Genomic DNA, 23,349 nt, shown 5'->3' on the forward strand with positions numbered 1-23,349 from the left:
GCCAATACCCGGATCTCCAACGCCAGCTCTCCCCCAACCATCCAGGCCCCCGCCACAACGACGAGGCACCCTAAGCCTGGGTCAGCTTTCAACCGGCGACTGGGTCAGTTTCACTCCGGCGGCTACATGACCCCACGGGCGTTCGCCGAGCAGGCTCAACAGGCCCGAGAAGTTGCCTAGCCCCCGGACCAAAGTTGGGGTCAGGACCACACGGGCCAAGTCTCTCATAACTCGTGGATCCCTGATCGGGGGCAGCTCAGCCTTGGGTCGCTCGGCGCGGCGGAACCTTACGCCGTCGAGAATGGCGGATGCGCCGCCGCATGTCATTTGCTGTCGGTTTCGACTGATACTGTGCGACGCAATCTGCCCCTGAGGTCGCGATGCTGGAGACGCGCGACATCTTCGTCGTGACCGTGTACCGGAAACAGCTCCGCCGGGCGGGCCTGATTCAGGTGCACAGTCAAAGGGGGCCGGGCCTCTCATCACCCCATGGATCTCGATAAGACGGGAAGATGACCGCCGACCAGCACCACTCATGGCTCCAGGCGAACTGATACGCCTCACCTGCCGCGAGATGACCCTGCCCCTGGGATGTCCATGGTCTGTGGACTTCGCAGCGGGCAGTCCTGCGGCGGCACGACCGCGAGTTGCCGGGGCGGCGCACTTCCGGCTCATCCGCGCGCGTTGCCGGTCTCGATGAGTCAGAGATCCTCCGCTTCTCGACAACCCTGGCCTGTCTCACGGGCGCCGAGGCCGGACACCAGCGCTCGGCGTGCTCAACCCGAAGCTGCGATCTCCCCGACCACACGCGCCCGCACCCTGATCGCGCCGCCAGGTAGGTAGGCGATGGGCAGGTCCTCGATGTCCACCAGGGCGAGCGTCGCGCCATCGGCGCCGGCATCCACGGCGCGGCTGCGCGCGATGCGCTCGGCCTCGGTCATCGCCTGGGTCCGGGTCATGCCCTGGAAGACCTGGTCGGCCTCGCCGCTCACCTGCGCGATGGCGGCGCCGACCGCGTTGGCGACGGCGGCATGCGTGGGCCGCAGCACTTCGGACACGCCGGGCAGGCGGTCCGGGACCAGGAAGGCGCCGCCGCCGACGGCCAGTAGCGGGACCTCCGCCGCGTCGGTCTTCATCCGGTCGACCGATTCCTCGAGCATCCGCGCGGCCTCGGCGAGGGACGCATGCGCGAAGGCCGGCGCGATGTCGGCGACCCGCGCGGCGTCGCCCAGAGAAAGCAGCCCGGCCCGCACGGCGATATCGCTGGTGGTCATCTGCGGCCCGCCGAAGATCCGCGCGAGTTCCGGCAGTCGGAAACCGACGCTGCGTGGGCCGATGCGGATGCGCCCGTCCTCCTGCGCGACATGCGATCCGCCGCCGAGGCCGATCGAGAGCAGGTCCGGCATGCGGAACAGCGTGCGCACGCCGCCCACCTGCACGACGGCGTTGGCCTCGCGCGGGAATCCTGCCTTGAGCGCGCCGATGTCGCTGGTGGTGCCGCCGACATCGACCACCAGCGCATCCTTGAGGCCCGTCAGGAAGGCCGCGCCGCGCATGGAGTTGGTCGGGCCCGAGGCGAAGGAGAGCACCGGGAAGCGCGCCGCGAGTTCCGCACGGATGACGGTGCCGTCGTTCTGCGTGATGTAGAGCGGCGCTGCGATGCCGGCCTGGCGCAGCGCCTCCTCGAAGGCCTGCACGGTGTGGCGCGCGAGCGGCGCCAGGCCGGCATTGAGGAGTGCGACGTTCTCCCGCTCCAGCAGGCCGATGCGGCCGAGGTCGTGGGAGAGGGTGATCGCGGCCTCTGGCATGACGTCGCGGATGATGGCCTCGGCGCGATCCTCCATGCCGGGATCCAGGGGCGAGAAGATGCCGCTGACCGCGACGCAGGAGATGCCCGCGGCCTTCATCGACCGCGCCGCGGCGGCGACGGCGGCTTCGTCCAGCGGCATGATCGGCCGGCCGTCGTAGTCGAAGCCGCCCTCGACCATGTGCACCTGCCCGCGCACCAGCGCCGCGAGGTCCCCCGGCCAGTCGCAGAAGGGCGGCAGGGACTGCGATGCCGGCATGCCGATGCGCAGTGCCCCTACGGGAGCGAGATCTCGCCGCTGCACTACCGCATTTACGAAATGCGTGGTGCCGATCATCACCGCCTGGACGCCCTGCGGACCGATGGCGCGCGCCACGTCCTGCAGCGCGAGCCGCACGCCGGTCAGCACATCCGCCGTGGTTGGCGTCTTGATCGCGTGCAGGACGCGGTCGTCCTCCAGCAGCACGGCATCGGTGTTCGTGCCGCCAACGTCGATGCCGATGCGCCGCCTCATGCCACGGCTCCCGCGAAGACGGAGCGGAAGTCGAGGTCGTAGCCAAAGGCGCGGGGCCCCACGAAGTCGAGGCCCCGCGGCGAGAGGAAAACCGGCGGCGCGGGCAGTGCGACGACGGTGACGCGCTGGCCGTAGCGCAGGGTCTCGGTGCCGATCGCCTCGCCGCTCACGGTGTCGAGCACGCAGATCAGGTCCGGCGTCATCACGCGCGGAACGCCATCCTGCCAGCCGACCGCCCATTCGTTCTGGAACGCAAGCTCGAAACCCTGGCCGCGCCAGTCGTCGAGGCCGTCGAGCCTCGCCGTGCCGCGCAGGAAGCCTTCCGTCGTGCGGCGCGCGATGTCGGCGACCTTGCCGCGGAAGAGCAGGAGACCCTTCTCGGACTCCAGGATCGCCTGCACCGGGTCGCGATGCTCCTTCTGCGCCAGGCGGATCGCCTGGCCGAGTGCGATGGCCTGGGTGGTGGTGCGCAGGATGCCCCAGCGCTTCACCTCGACGCCGGTGCGCGGCGCCTTGCAGGTGGCAGCGATGGAGCCGACCTCGACACACATCTTGCGCGACAGGCGCTCCATCCACTTCCACGACGGCACCTTGGCGACGATTCCCTCGATGCCGCGCGGATCGACCAGGGAGAGCGGCCAGGGCCGCAGGTCGCCGACGGCGAAGGAGGTCATCTGCGCTTCCGGATAGGCACGGCCCATGGCGTCGGCGTCGACGACGGGCCTGTCGAGCTCCGCGGCGGCGAGGAAGGGCTGAACGCCGTTGTTGCCGCCGATCTCGACCGACATGATCGCGCGGAAGGGCTTGCCGAGGTACTCCTCCATCAGCGTCACGGCGCGGGCGATGTTCGCGCTGTCGACCAGGCGTTCCTGCCCGACCAGCGGCGCACCCATGTTGGAGACGACGGCGACCATGTCGTCATCGGCGAGCTCGTCGGGGTCCATCAGCGACACGCGCTTCCCCTGGGCATAGAGGCGCCGCATGTTCAGCAGGCCGAGATAGGGCGACCCGCCGCCCCCTGTGCCCAACACCCAGGCGCCGACGGCCAGGGCTTCGATCTCGTCCAGGGTGATCTCGCGCATCAGGGCTCCGGCAGAAGCGAGGCGGCGGCGCGTGCCGCCACCGCGACGGAGAGGAGGACGGGACAGGCCAGCGCCGCGACGGCGGCCGCCTTGTCCTGCCGCGTGTAGGAAATGCAGTCGAGCAGCACGAGGTCCGGTTGCTGCGCCGCCATTTCAGCCATTGCCGCCGCGCGTGCGGTGTCATCCGAATGCGGGCGGAGCGCGACGACAGACAGCGCCAGACCCTCCCGTGCGCGGGAGGCGCCGAGCGTCGCCGCCTGTTCGGGCAGAGGCACGAAGAGGCCGAGCCGGCCGCGCGGCAGCAGCGCCTCTGCAAGCCCGTTCAGCATGGCGGAGGGCTGGACCAGACCAGGCCGTTCCGGCAGGCCCTTGAAGGTACCGGTGCAGGCGAGCAGCACCGGGCCGGGCGTGGTTTCCAGCAGCGTGCGCATGCGCTGCGTCACCGCTTCCTTGGAGATCGAGACGCCTTCCCCGGACGGCAGCATGGTGAAGAGCGTGTCGGCGCCGTCGCGCGGCTTGATCGCAGCGATATCGGCCCGCGTCATGCCGTCCAGCGCGCCGCGCATCGCGATGGTCAGGCCCGGTGCGGCGGCGGCGATCTCGGCGGCGAGGTCGGGGCGCGGCGCCTGGCCGATGACGAAGACGGGCAGCGGGGTCATGGCGAGACCTCCATGGCACGGGGGCACCGAAGGCGATGGCCGTCCGCGAGCGTGCCGAGCGGCGGCATGGCCTCGCGGCAGGCGGGGACGGCGATCGGGCAGCGCGGGTGGAAGGCGCAGCCAGGCGGTGGTGAGGCCGGGTTGGGCGGTTCGCCTGGCGCGGCGGGGGCGATCCGGTGGGCTTCGAGCCGCGGCACCGAGCCGAGCAGCGCCCGCGTATAGGGATGGCGCGGCGCGCCGAGCACCTCCGCGGCCGTGCCTTCCTCGACGATGCGCCCGAGATACATGACGGCGACGCGCTCGCAGACCTGGCGCACCACGGCGAGGTTGTGGCTGATGAAGAGGTAGGCGAGGCCGCGCCGCGCGCGCAGCCCGTCCAGCACATCCAGTATCTGCGCCTGCACTGAGACGTCGAGCGCCGAGGTCGGCTCGTCCAACACCAGCAGGTCCGGTTCCAGCGCGAGCGCGCGCGCGATGCAGACGCGTTGCTTCTGCCCGCCCGAGAGCTCGTGCGGAAATCGATGCAGGAAGGCGGGCGGCAGGCCGACCTCGGACAGCAGGGCGGCCACCCGGTCGCGCAGCGCGCGGCCCGCGGCGAGGCCCTGGATGCGGATCGGTTCGGCCACCGCATCCTCGGCAGTCAGGCGGGGATCGAGCGCGGCCGAGGGGTTCTGGTGAATGAGCTGCATCCGTCGCCGCAGCGGGCGCATCGCGGCTTCGTCCAGCCCCGTGATGTCCTGCCCGTCGAAGGTGATGCGCCCGGCGCTGAGCGGAATGAGGCGCAGCAGCAGCCGGGCCAGGGTCGACTTGCCGCAGCCGCTCTCCCCCACGATGCCGAGGGCGGCGCCACGGTTGAGCGCGAGGTCGAGCTCGGCCACCGCCTGCACGGAGCGCGCGGCACGGAACAGGCCGCGCTTGCCCTCGTAGGTCTTGGACAGGCCCTCGGCGCGGAGCAGCGGCTGCGTCATGGCGCAGCGTGGTGGCAGGCGATGCTGCGACCGGGGAGGATCTCGCGGCGCAGAGGCTTCTCGCTGCGGCAGCGCTCGGTCGCGATCGGGCAGCGCGGATGGAATCGACAGCCTTGCGGCGGCGTGATGAGGCTCGGGATGCTGCCGGCGATGCCCTGCGGCCGGCGTTCCGGGTGGTCCAGGTCTGGCACCGCCGCGATCAGGCCGCGCGCATAGGGATGCAGGGGGCGTGAGAGGAGGTCGGCGGTCGGCGCTTCCTCCACGACTGTGCCGGCATACATCACCGCGACGCGGGCGCAGGCAGCCGCGACGACGCCGAGATCGTGCGTGATGAGCATCAGCGCGAGCCCGCGGTCGGCGACGAGGCGCGCGATCAGCGCCAGCACCTGCGCCTGCACCGTGACGTCGAGCGCGGTGGTCGGCTCGTCCGCCACCAGCAGCACCGGGTCGCCCGCGAGCGCCATGGCGATCAGCACGCGCTGGCGCATGCCGCCCGAGAGCTGGTGGGGATGGCTGTCGAGCAGACGTGCGGGCTCGGGCAGGCCCACCGCGGCAAGCAGTTCCGCGGCGCGCGCGCGGGCAGCGGCGCGAGGGCGCTGACGATCGCCCACGGCGGCATCCTGGCCGCGGATCGCGTCCTCCATCTGCGTGCCGATGGCGAGAAGCGGATTGAGGTAGGAGGCCGGGTCCTGGAACACCATGGAGATGGCGCGGCCGCGCAGGCGGCGCATCTCGCGTTCCGACATGGCCAGCATATCGCTGCCCCGGAAGCGGATCTGGCCCGAGACGACGCGGGCCGGCGGCATCGGGTTCAGCGCCATCAGGCTGCGCGCGAGCACCGACTTGCCGCAGCCCGTCTCCCCCACGATGCCGAGGGTCCCGCCGGCCTCGAGCGCCAGGTCGATGCCGTCCAGCACCTGCGCGGTGCCGTCGAAGGTGTCGAAGGCGAGCCGGTAGTCCGCGATCTCGAGCAGCGCGGTCATCCGCGGTTGCTCCGCGGGTCGAGAATGTCGCGCAGACCGTCGCCGAGCAGGTTGAACCCAAGGACGGCGAGGTAGATGAAGACGCCCGGTGCCATCGCATACCACCACCAGTCGGGCAGGTAGCCGCGCGCGATGGAGATCATCGCCCCCCATTCCGGCGTCGGCGGCTTGGCACCGAGGCCGATGAAGCCGAGCGAGGCGACGGCGAGGATCGCCTGGCCGATGTCCATGCTCATCTTCACGATGAGGGGTGAGAGGCTGTTGGGCAGGACGTGGCGGCGCAGGATGCGTGCGCGCGATGCGCCGGCGACGCGCGCGGCCTCGATGAAGGGTTCCTCGCGGATCGACAGCGCCTTGGATTCCGCGAGCCGGACATAACCGGGCCACCATACCAGGATCAGCGCGATCATGGCGTTGACGATGCCGGGCCCGAGGGCCGCGACGAGGGCGATTGCGAGCACCAGGCCGGGTACCGACAGGAACAGATCCGTGAAGCGCATGATCGCCTCACGCAGCCTGCCGCCCGCGAGGCCGGCGAGGATGCCGAGCGGCACGCCGATGGCGGCGGCGGCGAAGGTGATGCCGATGCCCACGAGCAGCGAGATGCGCGCCCCGATGATGACCCGGGTTAGGATGTCGTTGCCGACCTCGTCCGTGCCGAGCCAATGCGCGGCCGAAGGCGGCTGCAGTTTGTTCGCGAGGTTCACCGCGCCGGCGACATGGTCGGGATAGGGCACGATCCAGGGCCCGATCAGCGCCAGCAGCACGATCACCGTGACGAGGAACAGCCCGAGCATGGAGGAGAATGACCGCCCGAGCAGCCAGAGCGCGAGCCGCAGGCGGCGGCGCGGTGGGGCGGCGACGGTTTCCTCGGCGGCGGCGGACATCAGGCCCTGCGCAGGCGCGGGTCGAGCACTCCGTAGAGGAGGTCGACGACCAGGTTCGCGATCATGAAGTTCAGCCCGACGATCAGCGTCACGCCCAACACCGGCTTGAAGTCACCCGCGATGGCGGAGGAGACGGCGTAGAGGCCGATGCCCGGCCAGTCGAAGACCGTCTCGACCAGCACGGTGCTGGACATCATCCAGCCCCAGCGCAGGCCTATCATCGCGAGCGTCGGCAGCATCGCGTTCTTCAGCGCATGCACCATGACGATCCGCCAGGGTGTCACGCCATGCGCACGCGCGGCCGTGACGTAGTCCATGCGCAGCGCCTCCACCATCTCGGAGCGGTTCACGCGCAGGATGGAGGCGAGGCAGGGCAGCGAGAGCACGATCGCCGGCAGGATGATGTGGGACAGCGCCTCCCGGAACAGCGCCGTATTGCCGTGGAGCAGCGAGTCGACCAGCAGCAGCCCGGTGATCGGGTCCGGCGGCTCGGTGAATACCGATAGGCGCCCGCTGGTGGGCAGCAGGCCGAGCCAGGTGGCGAAGGCCAGTTGCAGCAACAGCCCGAACCAGAAAGGCGGCAGCGCGATTCCGGAGACGGCGAAGATGCGCGTCGCGTGATCCGCCGGCCCGTCCTTCCGCAGTGCCGAGAGCACGCCAAGCGGCACGCCGAGCAGCACCCCGAGCGCCATCGCCAGGATCACGAGTTCCAGCGTCGCCGGGAAATAGCGTGCGAGGTCCGTGCCGACCGGGCGCCCCGTGGCGATCGAGCGGCCGAAATCCCCGTGCGCGAGATCCGTGAGGTAGCGCAGGAACTGTTCCGGCAGCGGCTTGTCGAGGCCGTAGTCCCGGCGTGCCTGCTCGATCTGCGACCGCCCGGCATCCGGCCCCGCCGCCAGCGCCGCCGGATCCGACGGCGCGACGTTGGAGATCACGAAGGTCAGACAGACCAGGCCGAACAGCATCAGCCCCGCAAGGCCGATGCGCCGGAGGAGGTAGCCCAGCACCTATCCGCGGGCCCAGAGCGGGTAGAGATCGATCTCCCCGGTGAAGCGCACGGGGCTGAAGGTGAAGCCCTGGACGTAGTCGCGCCGCGCCCAGATGCGGTTCGCCACCATGCCGAAAAGCTCCGGCTGGTCGGCGACGATCTGCGCCTGGATCCGGGCATAGAGCGCCATGCGCTTGGCGTTGTCGGTCTCGCCGCGCGCCTCGTCGATCCAGCGCGACACCTCGGCATTCTCGTAATGCGCGGTGCCGTAGTACAGGCCCCAGGACGCGCGGTGATACTGGTAGGCGACCGTGTCGGGATCGGTGCCCACCGGCGTCACGTAGACCGACATCATGTTCGGCGACGTCTCAGGCTTCGAGCCGCGGCTCGTCATGGTGGGCCACGGCTGGCCGACGATGTTCACCCGGATGTCGAGCGCGCGCAGGCTGTCGAGCAGCGCGAGGCCGATGCGCCGCGCATCCTCGAGCCCCTGGACGTGGACGTATTCCAGCTCGATCCCGCCATTGGGGAAGCGCGACCGACGCAGGAAGTCGCGCGCCTTGTCGAGATCCTTGCGCGGAATGCCGGGCACGTCGATGTGGCCGGCCATCGAGGCCGGGAAGGGGCTCGTCATCAGCACGGCGGCGCCGTTGTGGATGGCGAGGAGCGAATCATAGTCGAAGGCGTAGGCGATCGCCTTGCGCAGGTTGATGTCCGCGGTCGGGCCCTGCTGGCAGTTGAACTTGATCCCGAAGGTGGTCGAGCCCTTGTGGTTCTCCACCACGACCCCCGGCACGCGCGACAGTTGCTCGATGTCGTCGGGGGTGAGGTTGGTGATGATGTCGGCCTCGCGCCGCTGCAGCGCTGCCTTACGCGGCGCGGCCTCGCGGATGATGCGGTAGATGATGCCGGACGGCCGGTCGCCATCGGCCATCGGCCAGCCCTTCCAGTAGTCGGGCACGGCATCGAGGTGCATCAGCGTGTTGGCGTCGAAGCGTCGCAGGCGGTAGGGGCCGGAGCCGGCGGCGTTCTCGGTCAGCCACTTGCGGCCGAGATCGCCGTTCTCCTGGTTCGCCATCACCTGGCGCGGATTCACGACGTACCACCACGGCACGTAGGAGATGAACGGCGCGAAGGGCCGGTCCAGCGTGAAGCGGACCGTGCGCGCATCGACCGCGACGATGTTCTCCGGCTTCAGGAAGTCCTTGAGCATCCACGCGATGCCCGCGTTCAGCTTCAGGCCGCGCTCGAAGGAGAAGCGCACCGCCTCGGCATCCACCGGGTCGCCGTTGTGGAACTTCGCATTGCCAACGAGGTGGAAGGTGTAGGTCAGGCCGTCGGGCGAGACCTCGTAGCGTTCGGCGAGCCAGGGCACGATCCGCGGCGGATCGCCGTCATACTTCAGCAGCGCGTCGTAGACGGACTGCTGGATCATGCGCGTGGACCAGTCGTAGCGCACATGCGGGTCGAGCACTGGCACCTGCTGGTTGCCCGAGAACACCAGCACCTTGCGGTTGCCGTCGCGCTCGAAGGCCATGCCGATGCCGGGCATGCCGGCGGTGAGCAATGCCGCGCCAGCCATCAGCCCGCGGCGGGAAATGTCTTGTGTCATGCTGAACCCCCGGTCGTTGCCGCCATGTCCCTGTCCGCGCCTGTTCCGCGTTCCGCCCGTCGCCGCGCGGTGGCGACGGGATCGATGCGCCCGTCCGGCCCGAGCACGACACCATAGTCGCGAACGGCGCCCTCGGGCGTGATGTAATCGTCGTCGAGGTCGGCCTGTACCGCTTCGATCGGGCGGTCCCACGGATCGCCGAAGCCGGAGCCGCCGGCGATCCGGCCCTCGATCTCCGTGTGGGCGTCGAGCAGCGTGACCATCTCGCCGGTGCCGACGTCGCGCGGGTCGGCGTCGTCCGGCCCCTTCACAAGGCCACGCCCCGGCGCGCCCGGGCGGCCGCCGAAGAGGCCCTCGGGCTTCAGCCCCCAGCCTTCGGGGTAGAGGCCGACCATGATCGGGTCCGTGCCGCCGACCAGGCGCCGCGCGCGCATGCGCTGGCCAAGGCCGCCGCGCTGCCGGCCCGGACCGGCGGTATCGGCAACAAGGCCTTTCTCCAGCACCAGCACGGGCATGCGGCTTTCCAGCAGCTCGACCGGCGTGTTCGCCGCCGAGGTCGGGAACAGCAGCCCAGACTTCCCGTCCGCCTTCGAGGAAGCACCCTGCCCGCCGCCCATGAAGAAGTGGTCGGAGGCGACGCGGCCCTGATGGTTGCGTCCGTAGAAGCCGTAGGATTTCGGCAGGCCCGTGAAGGCCTGGACCTTATCCGGGATGGCCGGCGCCATGGCGCGATACAGGTTCGGCCCGAGGAACCAGGATAGCCGCGTGCGATAGGCGACCGCGGCCGGCGGCTTGCAGTTCAGCGCCGAGCCTTCGGGCGCGACCACGCTGATCGGCGCGTAGCAGCCGGCATTGCCACGCACATTCGGCGTCAGCATGCATTTCAGCGGGTAGGAGGAATGCGCCGCAGTCACATTCATGGTGCAGTTCAGCCCGCCACGCGGCAGGGTGGGTGGGGCGTCCACATGTTCCACATGGATGCGGTCGCCCTGCTTGTGGACGCGCACGCGGTAGCGCAGCACCTCGCCGAGCGGGCGGTTCTCGATCTCGCTCTCATAGACGCCGTCGGGCACGGCGCGGATGGCCGCGCGCGTCGCGGCCTCGCTGCGGCCCTGCACGACCGCGGCCAGCGCGGCGAGGTCCTGCAGCCCGTATTCCTCCATGAAGGCCACGAGCCGCTGCGCACCGAGCGCATTGGCCGTGACCATGGATTCGACGTCGCCCAGCACCTGGTCGCTGTTGCGGATGTTCTGCGCCATGAGGCGGAATAGGGAGCGATCGGGCCGCCCTGCCTCATAGAGCTTCATGGGCGGGATCTGCAGGCCTTCGTCGTAGATCTCCCGCGCGGCGAGCGGATCCTTCACGCCGCCGATGTCGCTCACGTGCCCAACCGTGCCCATCAGCGCGACGACGCGGCCCTGGTGGAACACCGGCGTGACCAGGGCGATGTCGAACAGATGCCCGGCGCAGAGCCACGGATCGTTCGTCACCAGCACGTCGCCCGGCTGCAGCGTCTCGGCGGGGAAGTGATCGAGCAGCGCCTTCACGCAGCGGGTCAGCGTCAGGTTGAACAGCGGCATGGCGCGCGGCGAATGCGCCAGCGGATTGCCCTGCGGGTCGAGGATCTCGTTCGCGAAGTCCTGCGCCTCGGCGATGATCAGCGAATAGGCGGTGCGGCAGACGGTCTGCCACATCTCCTCGACGATCGAGATCAGGCGCGACCACATGATCTCGAGCCCGATCGGGTCGGCCTCGATGCGCGCCTTGGCTTCCTCCAGCGCCATGCCGGGGGTCACCAGCGCCTCGGCCTTCACGGATGCGGCTACCGTGATGCGGAGGTTGAGAACCGCGTCGATCTCCATCGTATCGCCGGGCCCGATGATGGTCGTCGCCTCGCGTTCCTCGACGATGGCAGGGCCCGCGATTCGGTCGCCCGGCTTGAGGCGGTAGCGGTCGTAGACCGGCGCATCGCGGAAGGCGCCCTCGAACCAGGCCGTGCGGCTGCCCTTCAGCGCCGCGCCGTCCTGCGCGCTGCCGGCGACGGCGCCCGAGACGGTGATCTGTGGCTCCGGCCCCAGCACGCGGACGCGCAGCGAGAGCAGCTCGATCTCCGCGCCCTCGACGACGCGGGTGTAGAGGCGCTGGTACGTCTCGACGAAGGCGGCGCGGATATTGGTCAGGCGCGCGGCGTCGAGCGGACCGTCCGGCAGCGGCACCGCGATCTGGTGCAACTGGCCGACCAGACGCATCTCGGCTGAGCGTTCCACGCGCATCGCTGCCTCCGCGACGCCGGCCCCGCGCAGGCGGCCGCGGGCTTCCGCTTCCAGTCCGGCGAGCGCCGCATTCACCGCCACCCAGTCGGCACCGGCGCCCAGCGGCGCGATCAGGCTGCGTGACTGCTCGAAGGCGAGCGGCGCGGCAAGGAACCCCAGCGCCGACGCCGCGCCCGAGGCCGGCGGCACGAGAACCTGCGTGATGCCGAGGATGCGCGCGACATCCGCCGCATGCGCCGGCCCGGCACCGCCGAAGGCGACCATGGCGTAGCGGCGCGGGTCGCGGCCCTTCTCGACCAGGTGGACGCGCGCTGCACCCGCCATCGCCTCGCAGACCACGGCATGCACGCCCCAGGCTGCCTCAATGCCCGACAGGCCGAGGCGTTCGCCGAGCCGCGCCATCGCGGCCTCGCTGGCCTGGAGGTCGAGCGACATGGCGCCGCCCAGGAAGAAGCCCGGATCGTAGTAGCCGAGCAGCAGGTTAGCGTCGGTGACCGTCGCCTGCGCCCCGCCGCGGCCGTAGCAGGCGGGGCCAGGATCGGCGCCCGCGGAATGCGGGCCGACTTTGATCAGCCCGGTCTCATCCACGCCCGCGATCGATCCGCCGCCGGCGCCGATCTCGATCATGTCCACCACGGGCGAGCGGATCGGCAGGCCGGAGCCGCGCTTGAAGCGATGCACGCGCGCGGCTTCCATCATCGGCGCGACTTCGGCGCGGCCATTCTCGATCAGGCAGGCCTTGGCGGTGGTGCCGCCCATGTCGAAGGCGAGCGCGTCCGGCAGCCCTGCCGCGCGCGCGAACAGCACGGTGGCAAGCGCGCCGCCCGCCGGGCCGGATTCCAGCAGCCGGATCGGGAAGGCGCGCGCCACCTCGGGCGCGCAGAGCCCGCCATCGGACTGCATCAGCCGCAGGGTGCCCGCGAAGCCGAGCGCATCCAGTTCGCGCAGCAGCCGCCCCAGGTAGCGGTCCATCAGCGGCTGCACGAAGGCATTCGCACAGGTGGTGACGCTGCGCTCGTATTCGCGGATCTCGGGCGCCACCTCGCTCGACAGGCTGACGGACACGCCGGGGAATGCGGCGCGCAGCACGGCGGCGGCGGCCTTCTCATGCGCCTGGTTGGCGTAGGCGTGGAGGAAGCATATCGCGATGGCGGTGCAGCCTTCGGCGACCAGGCGCGCACCGGCGGCGCGCACCGCCTGCGCATCCAGCGGCGCGACGATGCCGCCGTCATGGGCGATGCGTTCGGTGATCTCGATGCGCCGACGGCGCGGCACGATCGGGTCGGGAAAGCGCAGGAACAGGTCGTAGATGTCGTAGCGCTGCTCGTTGCCGAGTTCGAGCACGTCGCGGAAGCCGCGCGTCGTGAGCAGCCCTGTCGTCGCGCCGCGCCGCTCGATCAGCGCATTGGTGACGAGGGTGGTTCCGTGCACGACCTCGGACAGCTCGCCGGCCGCGATGCCGGCCTGGGCTGTGATGGCGCGGATGCCCTCCAGCGCGCCCTCGGCCGGGTCTTGCGGCGTGGTCAGACACTTATGCAGGGTGATGCCGCCCGTCGCGGCGTCGAGCAGAACGAAGTCGGTGAAGGTGCCGCCGATGTCGAAGCCGAGCCGCCAGCGGCCGGCCAGTCGGGGCGTGGTGTCGGGCACGATCGGATCCTTCCTCGTCACGCGGCGGGCGCCAGGGTGTTGGCCTGGCCGGCCCAGACCGGGTCGCCTACCAGGGCGCCGACGTCCCGCGCCCCGGCCAGCAGCCGGCCGATGATGTCCTTCCGCTCGGCCGCCGTGACGGTGGCGATCGGGTAGGCTATGCAGAGGCTGACGGTCTCGCCGGTCTCCGGTGCGCCGACGGCGCAGGCGATGGCGCCGACGCCGCGATTGGCCTCGTCATGCGATTCCGCGTAGCCGAGCGCGCGGACCTTCCGCAGCCGGTCGAGCAGTTCCGCGATGTCCTGCGGTGCGGTTCGTGAGACCGGCGTCCAGGGCTCGGCGAACAGCGCGCGCACCTGGTCGTCCGTCATGCGCGCGAGCAGTGATCGCCCGGTCGCGCAGGAATGGGCCGGCAGCGGGCGACCGACCGGTGTCGCGACATGCAGCGCGTTGCTGCCCGGATGGTAGGTGACGCCCGAAACCACATTGCCGTCGCGGATCGAGACATAGCCGGTGTGCCCGATCGCACCGACAAGGCGCGCCACCACCGCATCGGCGCGGCTGACCAGCGAGGATGCGGTCCGGAAGCTCTGTCCGAGGCCTAGCAGCAGCGCGCCGGGCCGGTAGCGCTTGGTCTCCCCGATCGTCTCGAGCAGCCCGGCCTCGCGCATCGCGCGCAGCAGCCGGGAGGTGTTGCTCTTCGGGAGCGCGAGCAGCGACGCCGCCTCGGTGACGGTGATGCTGCTGCGCGTCGCAGAGAAGCAGCGAAGTACCGCGGCGGCGCTCGCGAGGGTCGTCATCCGATCATCCTGGTTTGTTCCGAAAAATGGAACATGCATGCAGGAGTATGGAACGTTAGGCATGGGCCGGTTGAGTGGCAAGACCCTTCCTGGCCGGCCTTGGCGGCTACCGCCGGATCACGACGCTGCTGCGGATGGAGGGCTGGCGGGTGAACGCCAAGCGCGCGGAGCGCATCTGGCGGCGCGAGAGGCTAAAAATGCCGCGGCGGCAACCGAAGCGGGGCCGGCTGTGGCTGAATGACGGCTCCTGCGTTCGGCTGCGGCCGTGCTGGCCGGGGCATGTCTGGGCCTATGACTTCGTGCAGGACCGCACGCATGATGGACGGCGGTTTCGCAGGCTGACGGTGATCGACGAATACACGCGCGAATGCCCGGGGATTGTGGTGGCGTGCCGGCTCACCTCGGATGACGTGCTGCCGGCACTGACCGAGCTGTTCGTTGAACACGGACCGCCGGATCACATCCGCTCCGACAACGGGCCGGAATTCGTGGCGAAGGTCGTGCGTGGCTGGCTCGGCCGGGTCGGGGTGAGGAGGCTGTTCATCGAGCCCGGCAGCCCACGGGAGAATGGCTACAACGAGCGCTTAACGGCAAGCTACGGGACGAGCTCCTGGACCGGGAAATCTTCCATTCGCTGCAGGAGGCGGAGGTTCTGATCGAGCGCTGGCGGCGCCACTACATCACGATCAGGCCGCACAGCTCCCTGGGCTACCGACCTCCGGCGCCCGAAGCGGTGTTGCCGTGGCCGTCTGGCCCCGCCTACGCTCCGCTTCGGCAGGGCAAGACGGCCAGGCCAGAAGATCGGCCAACCCTCTCATAACCCGTCGATCCCCAAGCTGGGGCAGGTCAACATCACATGGCGGGGCGAGGAGGATCACGATGCGCAGGACGACAAAGCGTGGCGTGCTTCTGGCGGCCGCGACGGCCACTTTACCCGCACTGGCGTCCGCGCAGTCACCCTGGCCGGGCGGCCCGGTCAGGATTCTGACACCCTCGCCGCCGGGCGGTAGCGTGGACGCGGTGGCGCGTGTGCTCGCCACCGGACTTGGCCGCCGCTACGGCGATGCTTGGTTCGTGGAGAACCGACCCGGTGCTGATGGCGTTGTCGCGGCTGAGGCCTTCGTCCTGAGCAGGCCAGGCTCGACGCTGCTTTTCTCGGCTGCCGGGATATACACCGCCGCACCGCTGATGTTCGCGCCGTTGCCCTACGATACGCTGACTGAACTCATCCCGATCACGGCGCCGGTGACCGATTTCGTGGGCTTCGTCGTTCTGCCGGACGCGCCGGCAACCAGGCTTCCCGACTTCCTGTTGCGAGCGAAGGCCATGCCCCGACAAGTCACCTGGGCCACGGCGCCCGGTGCCTATCTGTTGCTCAGCGCCTACTTCCGCGCCAACGGCATCGACGTCACCTATGTCAGCTACCGCGCACTGACGACCATGTTGCCCGATGTCATGGCCGGACGTCTCGACATCGCGTACCTGCCGCTAACGCCAAGTCTTCCACTGACCTGTGATAGGCGACTGCGGCTGCTGGCGGTGACCAATGCCGAGCGGGCAGCCGCGGTGCCGGACGTGCCGATAGGTCGCGAGCTCGCCTTCCCCGAACTCGAGCTCGAGGGTTTTCCAGGCATGTTCGGCTGGAAGGGGATGCCGAGTGCGCGGCGCGACGAGATCGCGGCACATATGTGCGACATCGTCGCGGACCCGGCCGTGGCGCAGAAGCTTTTGGGTATGGGCGGCTGATCGTCGGATGGCACGTGTCGAGGACCGCGCACACAGGCTTCGTGGGGATGCGCTGGAACAGGCCCTGAACGAGCGGCGCCCGCGAAATCGCGCCGGCCTCGTCCATCATAGCGACAGGGGCAGCCAATACGTCTCCATCCACCACACCGAGCGCCTGGCCCGGGCCGGCATCGAGCCTTCGGTCGGCAGCGTCGGCGACAGCTACAACACCGCCTTGGCCGAGAGCATCAACGGCGTCTACAAGGGGGAGGTCATCCACCGGCGCGGCCCTTGGCGCTCGCTCGAGGCTGCGGAATTCGCCACTCTCGAATAGGTCGACTGGTTCAACCAGCGACGGCTGCTGGAGCCCATCGGCAACATCCCGCCGGCCGAGGCCGAGGCAATCCATCACGCCGCCCAGGAGAACCTGCGCGTGGCGACCTGACCCAAACCAAACAGCCTCCGGCAAACCCGAGGCGGTTCATTCGTCCTTCCCGAATAGGCTTGGAGTACGTGCCGCAGCGTACCTCGACAGCCGCCCTTCTATCCTCGCCCGGCGCGCTCAATGTTCCAGATGATCGGGAAGCCGAAATCGATAACGCCGCTCAGTTCCGCACGCCAGGCGGCGGGCGCGCGGAATTGCCCGGCAATCGGGAAGGTCGCGCGGTCGATGGCAACGCGGTTGAGTTCCGCCGCCAGTTCGCGTCGTCGCGCCGGATCGCTCTCCGCCTCGAAGTGCTCGATCAATGGGGTCATCGCCGCCTCGCAGTATCCCCAGGGCTGGTTTCCGGTGCAGTTGAAGCCGACGGCGAGGTTCGACAGCGGATCCGCCATGTCGAAGCCGGTGTAGACGACCGGCACCACCGACCAGCCTCCGCGGTCGAGTGGCTGACGTTGCACCCAGCGCTGCGCGATCGAGGACCAGTCCGAAGCCTGGACATCGAGATTGAACCCGGCGCGCCTCATCCGGTCGATCAGCACCAGGCCGAAGGGATTGAGCAGCGCGGAATCGACCGGATGCATCAGCACGACGCGTTCATTGCTGTAGCCCGCCTCGCGCAGCAATTCCTTGGCGCGGTCGATGCTGGGCTGCGCAATCGCTTCGCTGCCACGATCGCTGCTGAAGGTGGTGCCGCACATGAACATCGCCGCACAATCCGGCCGACCCACCTCCCCGAAGCCGGCGCCAGCCAGGATCTCCCCCCGGTCGAGGCATTGCTGGAGCGCACGCCGCACCAGCACGTTGTCGAAAGGCGGCTGCTGGTGGTTGATGCTGACGGCATACATCATCTCCGCCTGGCCGCTGGCCTGGGAGATGACGATGTTCCGGTTCGTCCGCATGCGCGGCAGGTTGTCGACCGGCGCGTATTCCAGATAGTCCACCTCGCCCTGCTGGAGCGACGTCGCGCGCAGCGCGATGTCGGGCATGGTGATCATCTCGACGCGCTCCACCTTGCCGACCTTGCCGCCGGCGAGCCCGTCGGCCGGCTCGCCGCGCGGCACGTAGCGTTCGTTGCGGCGGAAGAAGGTGCGCTCGCCCGGCACCCATTCGTCGCGCAGGAAGACGAAGGGGCCCGAGCCCATGATCTCCCGCACCTGCTGCGTCGGCGGCGTGGAGGAGGCGATGCGGGCGGGCATGATGAAGGGCACGTGGACGGATGGCTTGCCCAGCGCCTCGATCACGCCGCCATAGGGGCGCGACAGCTTCAGCACGAAGCTATCCGCGCCGGACGTGGACAGTTCCGCCGTGGCCGCCAGCAGCCGCCGGCCGATGGAATCGCGCGCGCCCCACCGACGCAGCGAGGCGACAACATCCTCCGGCGTCACCGGCGATCCGTCGTGGAAGGCGAGGCTCGGACGAAGGCGGAAGGTCCAGGTGAGCCTGTCCGCGCTCACCTCCCACCCCTGCAGCATCTGCGGCCGATAACGCCCCTGGCCGTCCATCGACACCAAGGTATCGAAGACCAAGTAGGCGAAGTTGCGCGTCACGAAGGACGGGCCGGCGATCGGGTCGAGGTTCTGCAACCCGACATTCACCACGAAGCGGAACGGCCTTTCGCGGACCTGCGCGATGGCGAGCCGCGGCATCACCAGCGAGACGCCCGCGGCAGCGAGACCCTGTCGGCGCGTGAACATCATCTGCCTTCTCCTCTCGGGGTTCAGGGCTGCGTGGATGCCCAGGCCTCGGCGACCTGGCTGCAGGTGGCGAACCAGACGCCCTCGAAGCCGCGCATGAAGGCGATCATCTCGCGCAGCAGGGCGATGCGGCTCGGGCGGCCGCTGAACTGGGGATGCATCACGAGGTTGTAGTAGCCGCCCCAGCGATGAATCTCGCGGAACTCGTCCTGCCAGACCTCGCGGATATGGCTGTTCGTGAAGATCGGCCGCGGCGTCTTGATCGAGAACAGAAGGAAGGGCGCGTCGTCGAGGCTCCAGTGCCACGGCAGTTCGATGACGGATGCACCGTCCGGGCTGGCGATGCGATAGGGGTTGATGTCCGCCATCATCGAGCTGTCATAGTGGAAGCCATGCTTTGCCAGCAGCCGGATGGTGTTGTCGCTCGTCTCGCCGGCCGGTGATCGATAGCCCTTCGGCACCACGCCGAGCACGCGCTTCAGCGCTGCCAGGCCGCGCTCCATCTCCTCGACCTCCTGCTCCGGGAAGGCCGGGTCGATCCAGGCATGCGTGTGGCTGTGATGGCCGATCTCGTGCCCGGCCTTCAGGACCATCTCCGCGCGGTCGGCATGGTTCTCGACCGTCCAGCCGGGGATGAAGAAGGTGGCGGGCACGCCGGCGTCGCGCAGCGTCTCGAGGATCTTCGGCACGCCCACCCGCGCGCCGTAGGTGCCCTGGCTCAGCGTGCCCGGGCGCTGCGCGTTGCCGGGGTCGCGGGACAGCCACAGCGTCTCCGCATCGAAGTCGAAGGTCAGCGTCACCGCGATGCGGGCCCCGTTCGGCCACTTCACGCTCATGTCCATGCCCGGTTCTCCTTGCGTCATTCGCGCGGGGGGTGTCGTGCGGCGAGCCAACCGCCATCCACCGCGATCACCTGGCCCGCGACGTAGGACGCATCCGCCGAGGCGAGGAAGGCGACGACGGCGGCGACCTCCTCCGGCCGGCCCGCGCGGCGCAGCGGCGTCGGGTCCAGCACGGCGCGGCGATAATAGGCGTTCCGCAGGTGGCCTTCGGTCATCGCGGTCTCGATCACGCCGGGTGCCACGGCGTTCACGGTGATGCCGTCCGGCGCGACCTCGCCGGCGAGCTGGCGCGTGAACTGCGCAACGCCGCCCTTGGCGACCGCATAGGCCGTCGTACCGGGATGCCCGGCGATGCCGAAGACCGAACTGACATTGACGATGCGCCCGCCCGGCCGCGCCAGATGCGCAAGGATGTCCCGCGTCACGCGCAGGACCGCGGTCAGATTCACGTCGATGAAGCGCGCGAGCAGCGCGTCATCCGATTCCGCCAGTGGCTTCGACCCGCCGATGCCGGCATTGTTCACCAGGATGTCGATGCGCCCGAAGGCGTCGAGCGCCGCCCGCGCCAGCCTGGTCCCCGCGCCTGGCTCGGCGATGTCCACCACCAGCGCCTCGCCGCCCAGGCGGGCTGCCGTATGAAGCACGCCCTCGTCACGATCCGCGAGCAGAACGCGAGCACCGTCGCGCAGCAGGCGTGCGGCCACCGCTTCCCCGATGCCGCGCGCGGCGCCGGTGACGATCGCCGCGCGCCCCCCGAGGTCAGGCAAGCCGCCCACCATCCACCGGCATCGCTACGCCGTTTACGTAGGACGCGGCGTCGCTCAGCAGGAACAGCACCGTCTCGGCCACCTCGGCAGGGGTGCCGAAGCGGCCCATCGGGTTTCGGGCGCGGGTGTAGTCCTCGCGCGCGGCCGCGCCATCCCCGGCCTGGGCGAAGCTGTCGCGCAGCATCGGCGTCTCGATGGGGCCGGGACAGACGATGTTGGCGCGGATGCCTTGCGCCGTGTGGCCCGCCACCAGGCTGCGCGTCATCATCACCACAGCACCCTTGCTGGCGGAATAGGCGGGGAAGACCGGGTTGCCCACGAGCCCGGCGCCGGAGGCGAAGGTGACGATCGCCCCGCCGCCGGCGGCCTCCATGCGCGGCACCACGTACTTCAAGGCCAGCCAAGTGCCCTTCACATTGACCGCGAACAGGCGGTCCCATTCGGCTTCGCTCACATCCGGCAACGGAACGGTGGGGCCCAGGATGCCGGCCGCGGTCACCAGCAGCCGGACCGGGCCGAGGCGATCGAGCGCGGCGGCCGCGCGGGCTACGTCCGCCGCGACCGCGACGTCGCCGATAACGGCCTCGGCGCCCGGGCAGTCCTGGGCGATGGCGGTCAGCGCCTCGGCGTTCCGATCCAGCAGCACGAGCCTCGCGCCCTCCCGCGCGAGGCGCAGCGCCACGTCGCGACCGAGACCCGACCCCGCGCCTGTCACGAGGCCGACGCGCCCGTCGAACCGGGCCGTACCTGCGGTGGTCGTCAGAGCCACCTCCTGTCGCCGAAGCGCGTGGATTGGGCATGCGGTCGAAGATCTGCACGCCGGATCACCACGAAACGCTATGCACGCCCCCCGCGGGTGTCAAACCGCGCGCGGCGCGGATTGACGGTCGTCGTCGCACCGCTAGCATCGGCTCATGGGTGGAAAAATGAAGCTGGGCGCCCTTGTCGATCACCATGGACACGTCGCGCCGCGGGACGCGCTCGCGGAGGCGATGGCGCGACGGTTCATGCCCTTCCCCAAGGACCCGCCGCCGCTGCTGTTCGACATCGCCGGCCATCACACGCAGATGGAGGCGCAGGGCATCCTGCGGCGCATCGTCTCGGTGCCGCCGATCCTGTACCTGTACGAACTTCCCACTGCGGAGCAGGCGGCACGGATCGCCATGCTGAACGACTGGCTGGCCGGGCTGGTCGCGGGGACGCAACTGTCCGCGATGGCGTTGCTGCCGCTCGGCGATCCCGCCGCCGCGTTGGCGGAACTGCGCCGCTGCGCCGAGCGCCACGGGATCCGCGACTTCGCGATCGGCAGCCATGTCGCCGGCACTGACCTCGACAAGGCAGTGCCGGACGAGCTCTGGGCCGCGCTCGCCGAGGGCGGTGGGCTGGTGATGCTGCACCCCTGGCAGGTGCGCGACCGGGCGCGCCTGGACGACAGGCGGCTGGGCAATCCGCTCGGCAATCCGTTCGAGACGGCGGTCGCCGCGGCGCGGCTGATCGAGGACGGCACCCTGCAGCGGCATCCCGCGCTGCGCCTGATGCTGGCGCATGGCGGCGGCGCGCTGCCCTTCCTGCTCGGCCGCATGGACCGCGCCTGGGAGGCTTCGGAGCACGGCCGCGCGCCGGAGCGGCCCTCCCTCGCCGCGCGGCGCTTCCTCTACGACACGGTGGTGTTCGAGCCCGAGCCGCTGGCTTTCCTCGCGCGCATGGTCGGGCCGGAGCGCATCCTGTTCGGCACGGACAGCCCCTTCGACATGAGCCTGCAGGCCCCGGCGGCGCTGCTGGCGGCGGCGGGGCTCGCGACATGAACCCGGCGGCACCGCTCCTCCGCTGGGCCGCCGGACCTGGGGCGGCGGTGCTGACGCTCGCCGCGCTGCTGGTGCTGTGGGAGGCCGGCGTGCGGGGGTTCGACATCCCGCGCTTCCTGCTGCCGGCACCGAGCGACGTGGCGGCGGAATTCGTGAAGGACTGGCACCTGATCTTCGGCCATGCGGTGCAGACCGTGTGGGGTATCCTCGCCGGCTATGCCGCCGCAGTGTCGTTCGCGCTGGCGGCCAGCATGGCGATGATTCGCTGGCCGCTGGTCGAGCGCATGATCATGCCGCTCTTCGTCGCGAGCCAGTCGGTGCCGAAGATCGCCATCGCGCCGCTGATCCTGCTGTGGGTCGGCGCTGGGGCGGGCTCGAAGGTCCTGGTGGTGGCCTCGATCGCCTTCTTCCCCGTGGTGATCAACACCATGGCCGGTTTCAAGCAGGTTGATCGCGGGCTGCTCGACGTCTTCGCCAGCGTCGATGCGACGAGCCGGCAGACCTTCTTCCGTCTGCGACTGCCTTATGCGGTGCCTTACATCTTCGCCGGGCTGCGCATCGCGACGACGCTGGCGGTGCTCGGCGCCATCGTCGCCGAGTGGCTCGCGGCGACGGACGGCATCGGCTACCTCGTTCTCTCGGGCAGCTTCAACTTCAACACCGCGAGGTCCTTCGCCGCGATCATCCTGCTCGCCGTCATCGGCATGAGTTTCTTCGGCGCGATGGGCGCCATGGAACGCGCGCTGTCCTGGCAGCGCGCGGAGGATGGCGCGACGCGCGCCCAGGCCTGACAACAACAGGGAGACGAAGCATGGCGACGATTGGACGACGGACCTTCGTGGCGCTGGGCGCCCTGGCCGCCGCGGTGCCGGAAGGGCTGCGGCCGGCGCGCGCGCAGGGCCGCCTGCAGGATGCGATCCTGCGGCTGAACTTCACGCCCTGGGGCATGCACGCGCAGTACTATGCAGGGCTGCGCCAGAACATCTATCGCGCCGAGGGCATCAACCTCGAGATCCGCCCGGCCGCCGCGGGCCAGCAGAACGAGGTCTTCATCGCCGCAGGGCGCGAGCAGTTCCTGGTGGCGAATGCGGACGGCTACATCAAGTCCCGCGCTGCCGGCCTGCCAGTGGTAGCCGTGATGGCTGACCAGCCGGACACGCCTTTTTCCGTCTTCGCGCTGAGGACGACGAACATCTCCCGGCCTGAGCATCTACGCGGCAAGCGGATCACCTGGTTCCAGAGCCAGGTGAAGGGGCTGCTCGACCCGCTGCTGCAATCGGGCGGGCTCACGCGCAACGACATCACCTTCCTGACGGTGAGCCGCGGCGCTGAGGTGCAGATGGTTGCCGCCGGCCAGGCGGATGCAGGCTTCGGCTTCTCCTACGGCCAGCCACTGACGCTGGAGGAGCGCGGCTTCCCCTGCAACGTCATGGCGCTCAAGGATTTCGGCGTGAAGTTCTGCGGCACCTCCATCGTCGCGAACGAGCGCGAGGCCGGCCGCGGCGACCTGACGGAGCGATTCATCCGCGCGACGATGAAGTCGCTCATCTGGACGCATGCGAACATGGACACGGCGATGAACTACGTCGTCGAGGTGGCGCCGGACCGCGTGCACGCGCTCGAGGTGCGCAAGCTGCGCATCATCTACGAGATGTATCGCAGCCCTGACTTCGCCGAGCGCTTCGGCCGCTTCGACGAGTCGAAATGGGCGTCCTCGGTGGAATACCTGGCGGAAGGTGGCGACCTGCAGCGCAAGCCAACGGCGCGCGAGCTCTATACCAACCAGTTCGTGGACCGGATCGAGGAGGCGAAGCAGCTTTCCGCCCTGGTGCACGGCCGCCCCGCATCCTGACC

The 23,349-nt window shown here is 69.8% G+C and carries 18 protein-coding genes and 2 pseudogenes; 6 read left to right on the forward strand and 14 right to left on the reverse strand.

Features of this window, described 5'->3' with window-relative positions:
- Positions 1-776: 776 nt before the first annotated feature.
- Genes HW578_RS06390 through HW578_RS06435 form a run of 10 tightly spaced genes read right to left on the reverse strand, consistent with a single transcriptional unit; the run spans position 777 to position 14,220 of the window.
- Complete coding sequence (locus tag HW578_RS06390) at positions 777-2,321, reverse strand: hydantoinase/oxoprolinase N-terminal domain-containing protein (RefSeq protein WP_198369714.1); 1,545 nt, start codon at positions 2,319-2,321, stop codon at positions 777-779.
- Positions 2,318-3,403, reverse strand: coding sequence for a DUF917 domain-containing protein (locus tag HW578_RS06395; RefSeq protein WP_198369715.1), 1,086 nt, complete (start codon positions 3,401-3,403; stop codon positions 2,318-2,320). The genes HW578_RS06390 and HW578_RS06395 overlap by 4 nt, the downstream gene beginning before the upstream one ends.
- A complete protein-coding gene (locus tag HW578_RS06400) occupies positions 3,403-4,062 on the reverse strand; it encodes an AroM family protein (protein WP_198369716.1) in 660 nt (219 codons plus the stop codon). The genes HW578_RS06395 and HW578_RS06400 overlap by 1 nt, the downstream gene beginning before the upstream one ends.
- A complete protein-coding gene (locus tag HW578_RS06405; protein ID WP_198369717.1) occupies positions 4,059-5,030 on the reverse strand; it encodes an ABC transporter ATP-binding protein in 972 nt (323 codons plus the stop codon). The genes HW578_RS06400 and HW578_RS06405 overlap by 4 nt, the downstream gene beginning before the upstream one ends.
- On the reverse strand, positions 5,027-6,013 hold the full coding sequence (locus tag HW578_RS06410) for an ABC transporter ATP-binding protein (RefSeq protein WP_198369718.1): 987 nt from the start codon (positions 6,011-6,013) through the stop codon (positions 5,027-5,029). Before HW578_RS06410 ends, HW578_RS06405 begins: the two co-directional genes overlap by 4 nt.
- Positions 6,010-6,900, reverse strand: a complete 891-nt coding sequence (locus tag HW578_RS06415; RefSeq protein ID WP_198369719.1) for an ABC transporter permease — start codon at positions 6,898-6,900, stop codon at positions 6,010-6,012. Before HW578_RS06415 ends, HW578_RS06410 begins: the two co-directional genes overlap by 4 nt.
- A complete protein-coding gene (locus tag HW578_RS06420; protein WP_198369720.1) occupies positions 6,900-7,907 on the reverse strand; it encodes an ABC transporter permease in 1,008 nt (335 codons plus the stop codon). Before HW578_RS06420 ends, HW578_RS06415 begins: the two co-directional genes overlap by 1 nt.
- Entirely contained in the window at positions 7,908-9,500 is a 1,593-nt protein-coding gene (locus tag HW578_RS06425; protein WP_198369721.1) for an ABC transporter substrate-binding protein, read from the reverse strand. It lies immediately after the preceding gene.
- On the reverse strand, positions 9,497-13,420 hold the full coding sequence (locus tag HW578_RS06430) for a hydantoinase B/oxoprolinase family protein (protein ID WP_198369722.1): 3,924 nt from the start codon (positions 13,418-13,420) through the stop codon (positions 9,497-9,499). Before HW578_RS06430 ends, HW578_RS06425 begins: the two co-directional genes overlap by 4 nt.
- 17 nt (positions 13,421-13,437) lie before the next feature.
- Positions 13,438-14,220: an IclR family transcriptional regulator gene (locus HW578_RS06435; protein ID WP_198369723.1), complete on the reverse strand. Its 783-nt coding sequence runs from the start codon at positions 14,218-14,220 to the stop codon at positions 13,438-13,440.
- Between the two features lie 95 nt (positions 14,221-14,315).
- Here HW578_RS06435 and HW578_RS06440 point away from each other — a divergent pair.
- The 3 genes and pseudogenes from HW578_RS06440 to HW578_RS06450 all read left to right on the forward strand — a co-directional run.
- Positions 14,316-15,040, forward strand: a pseudogene (locus HW578_RS06440) (IS3 family transposase); the annotation flags it as partial.
- Positions 15,041-15,099: 59 nt separating this feature from the next.
- Positions 15,100-15,966, forward strand: coding sequence for a Bug family tripartite tricarboxylate transporter substrate binding protein (locus tag HW578_RS06445; RefSeq protein WP_198369724.1), 867 nt, complete (start codon positions 15,100-15,102; stop codon positions 15,964-15,966).
- Positions 15,954-16,390 (forward strand): annotated as a pseudogene (locus HW578_RS06450) (DDE-type integrase/transposase/recombinase); the annotation flags it as partial. The gene HW578_RS06445 and the pseudogene HW578_RS06450, both read left to right, overlap by 13 nt.
- A gap of 98 nt (positions 16,391-16,488) precedes the next feature.
- Here HW578_RS06450 and HW578_RS06455 read toward each other — a convergent pair.
- The 4 genes from HW578_RS06455 to HW578_RS06470 are packed head-to-tail and all read right to left on the reverse strand — an operon-like array spanning position 16,489 to position 20,459.
- Positions 16,489-18,084: an ABC transporter substrate-binding protein gene (locus tag HW578_RS06455; protein WP_198369725.1), complete on the reverse strand. Its 1,596-nt coding sequence runs from the start codon at positions 18,082-18,084 to the stop codon at positions 16,489-16,491.
- Positions 18,085-18,104: 20 nt separating this feature from the next.
- On the reverse strand, positions 18,105-18,923 hold the full coding sequence (locus HW578_RS06460) for a polysaccharide deacetylase family protein (protein WP_198369726.1): 819 nt from the start codon (positions 18,921-18,923) through the stop codon (positions 18,105-18,107).
- A gap of 17 nt (positions 18,924-18,940) precedes the next feature.
- Entirely contained in the window at positions 18,941-19,690 is a 750-nt protein-coding gene (locus tag HW578_RS06465; protein ID WP_232478725.1) for an SDR family NAD(P)-dependent oxidoreductase, read from the reverse strand.
- Complete coding sequence (locus HW578_RS06470; RefSeq protein WP_369407835.1) at positions 19,683-20,459, reverse strand: SDR family NAD(P)-dependent oxidoreductase; 777 nt, start codon at positions 20,457-20,459, stop codon at positions 19,683-19,685. Before HW578_RS06470 ends, HW578_RS06465 begins: the two co-directional genes overlap by 8 nt.
- 157 nt (positions 20,460-20,616) lie before the next feature.
- Between HW578_RS06470 and HW578_RS06475 the strand changes: the two genes are divergently transcribed.
- The 3 genes from HW578_RS06475 to HW578_RS06485 are packed head-to-tail and all read left to right on the forward strand — an operon-like array spanning position 20,617 to position 23,347.
- Positions 20,617-21,495, forward strand: a complete 879-nt coding sequence (locus HW578_RS06475) for an amidohydrolase family protein (RefSeq protein ID WP_198369728.1) — start codon at positions 20,617-20,619, stop codon at positions 21,493-21,495.
- Complete coding sequence (locus HW578_RS06480) at positions 21,492-22,286, forward strand: ABC transporter permease (RefSeq protein WP_198369729.1); 795 nt, start codon at positions 21,492-21,494, stop codon at positions 22,284-22,286. The genes HW578_RS06475 and HW578_RS06480 overlap by 4 nt, the downstream gene beginning before the upstream one ends.
- Positions 22,287-22,306: 20 nt before the next feature.
- Positions 22,307-23,347, forward strand: a complete 1,041-nt coding sequence (locus tag HW578_RS06485) for an ABC transporter substrate-binding protein (RefSeq protein ID WP_198369730.1) — start codon at positions 22,307-22,309, stop codon at positions 23,345-23,347.
- Positions 23,348-23,349: the final 2 nt, after the last annotated feature.

This window comes from Roseomonas rosulenta (assembly GCF_016106005.1).
In the GTDB taxonomy this organism is placed as follows: domain Bacteria; phylum Pseudomonadota; class Alphaproteobacteria; order Acetobacterales; family Acetobacteraceae; genus Neoroseomonas; species Neoroseomonas rosulenta.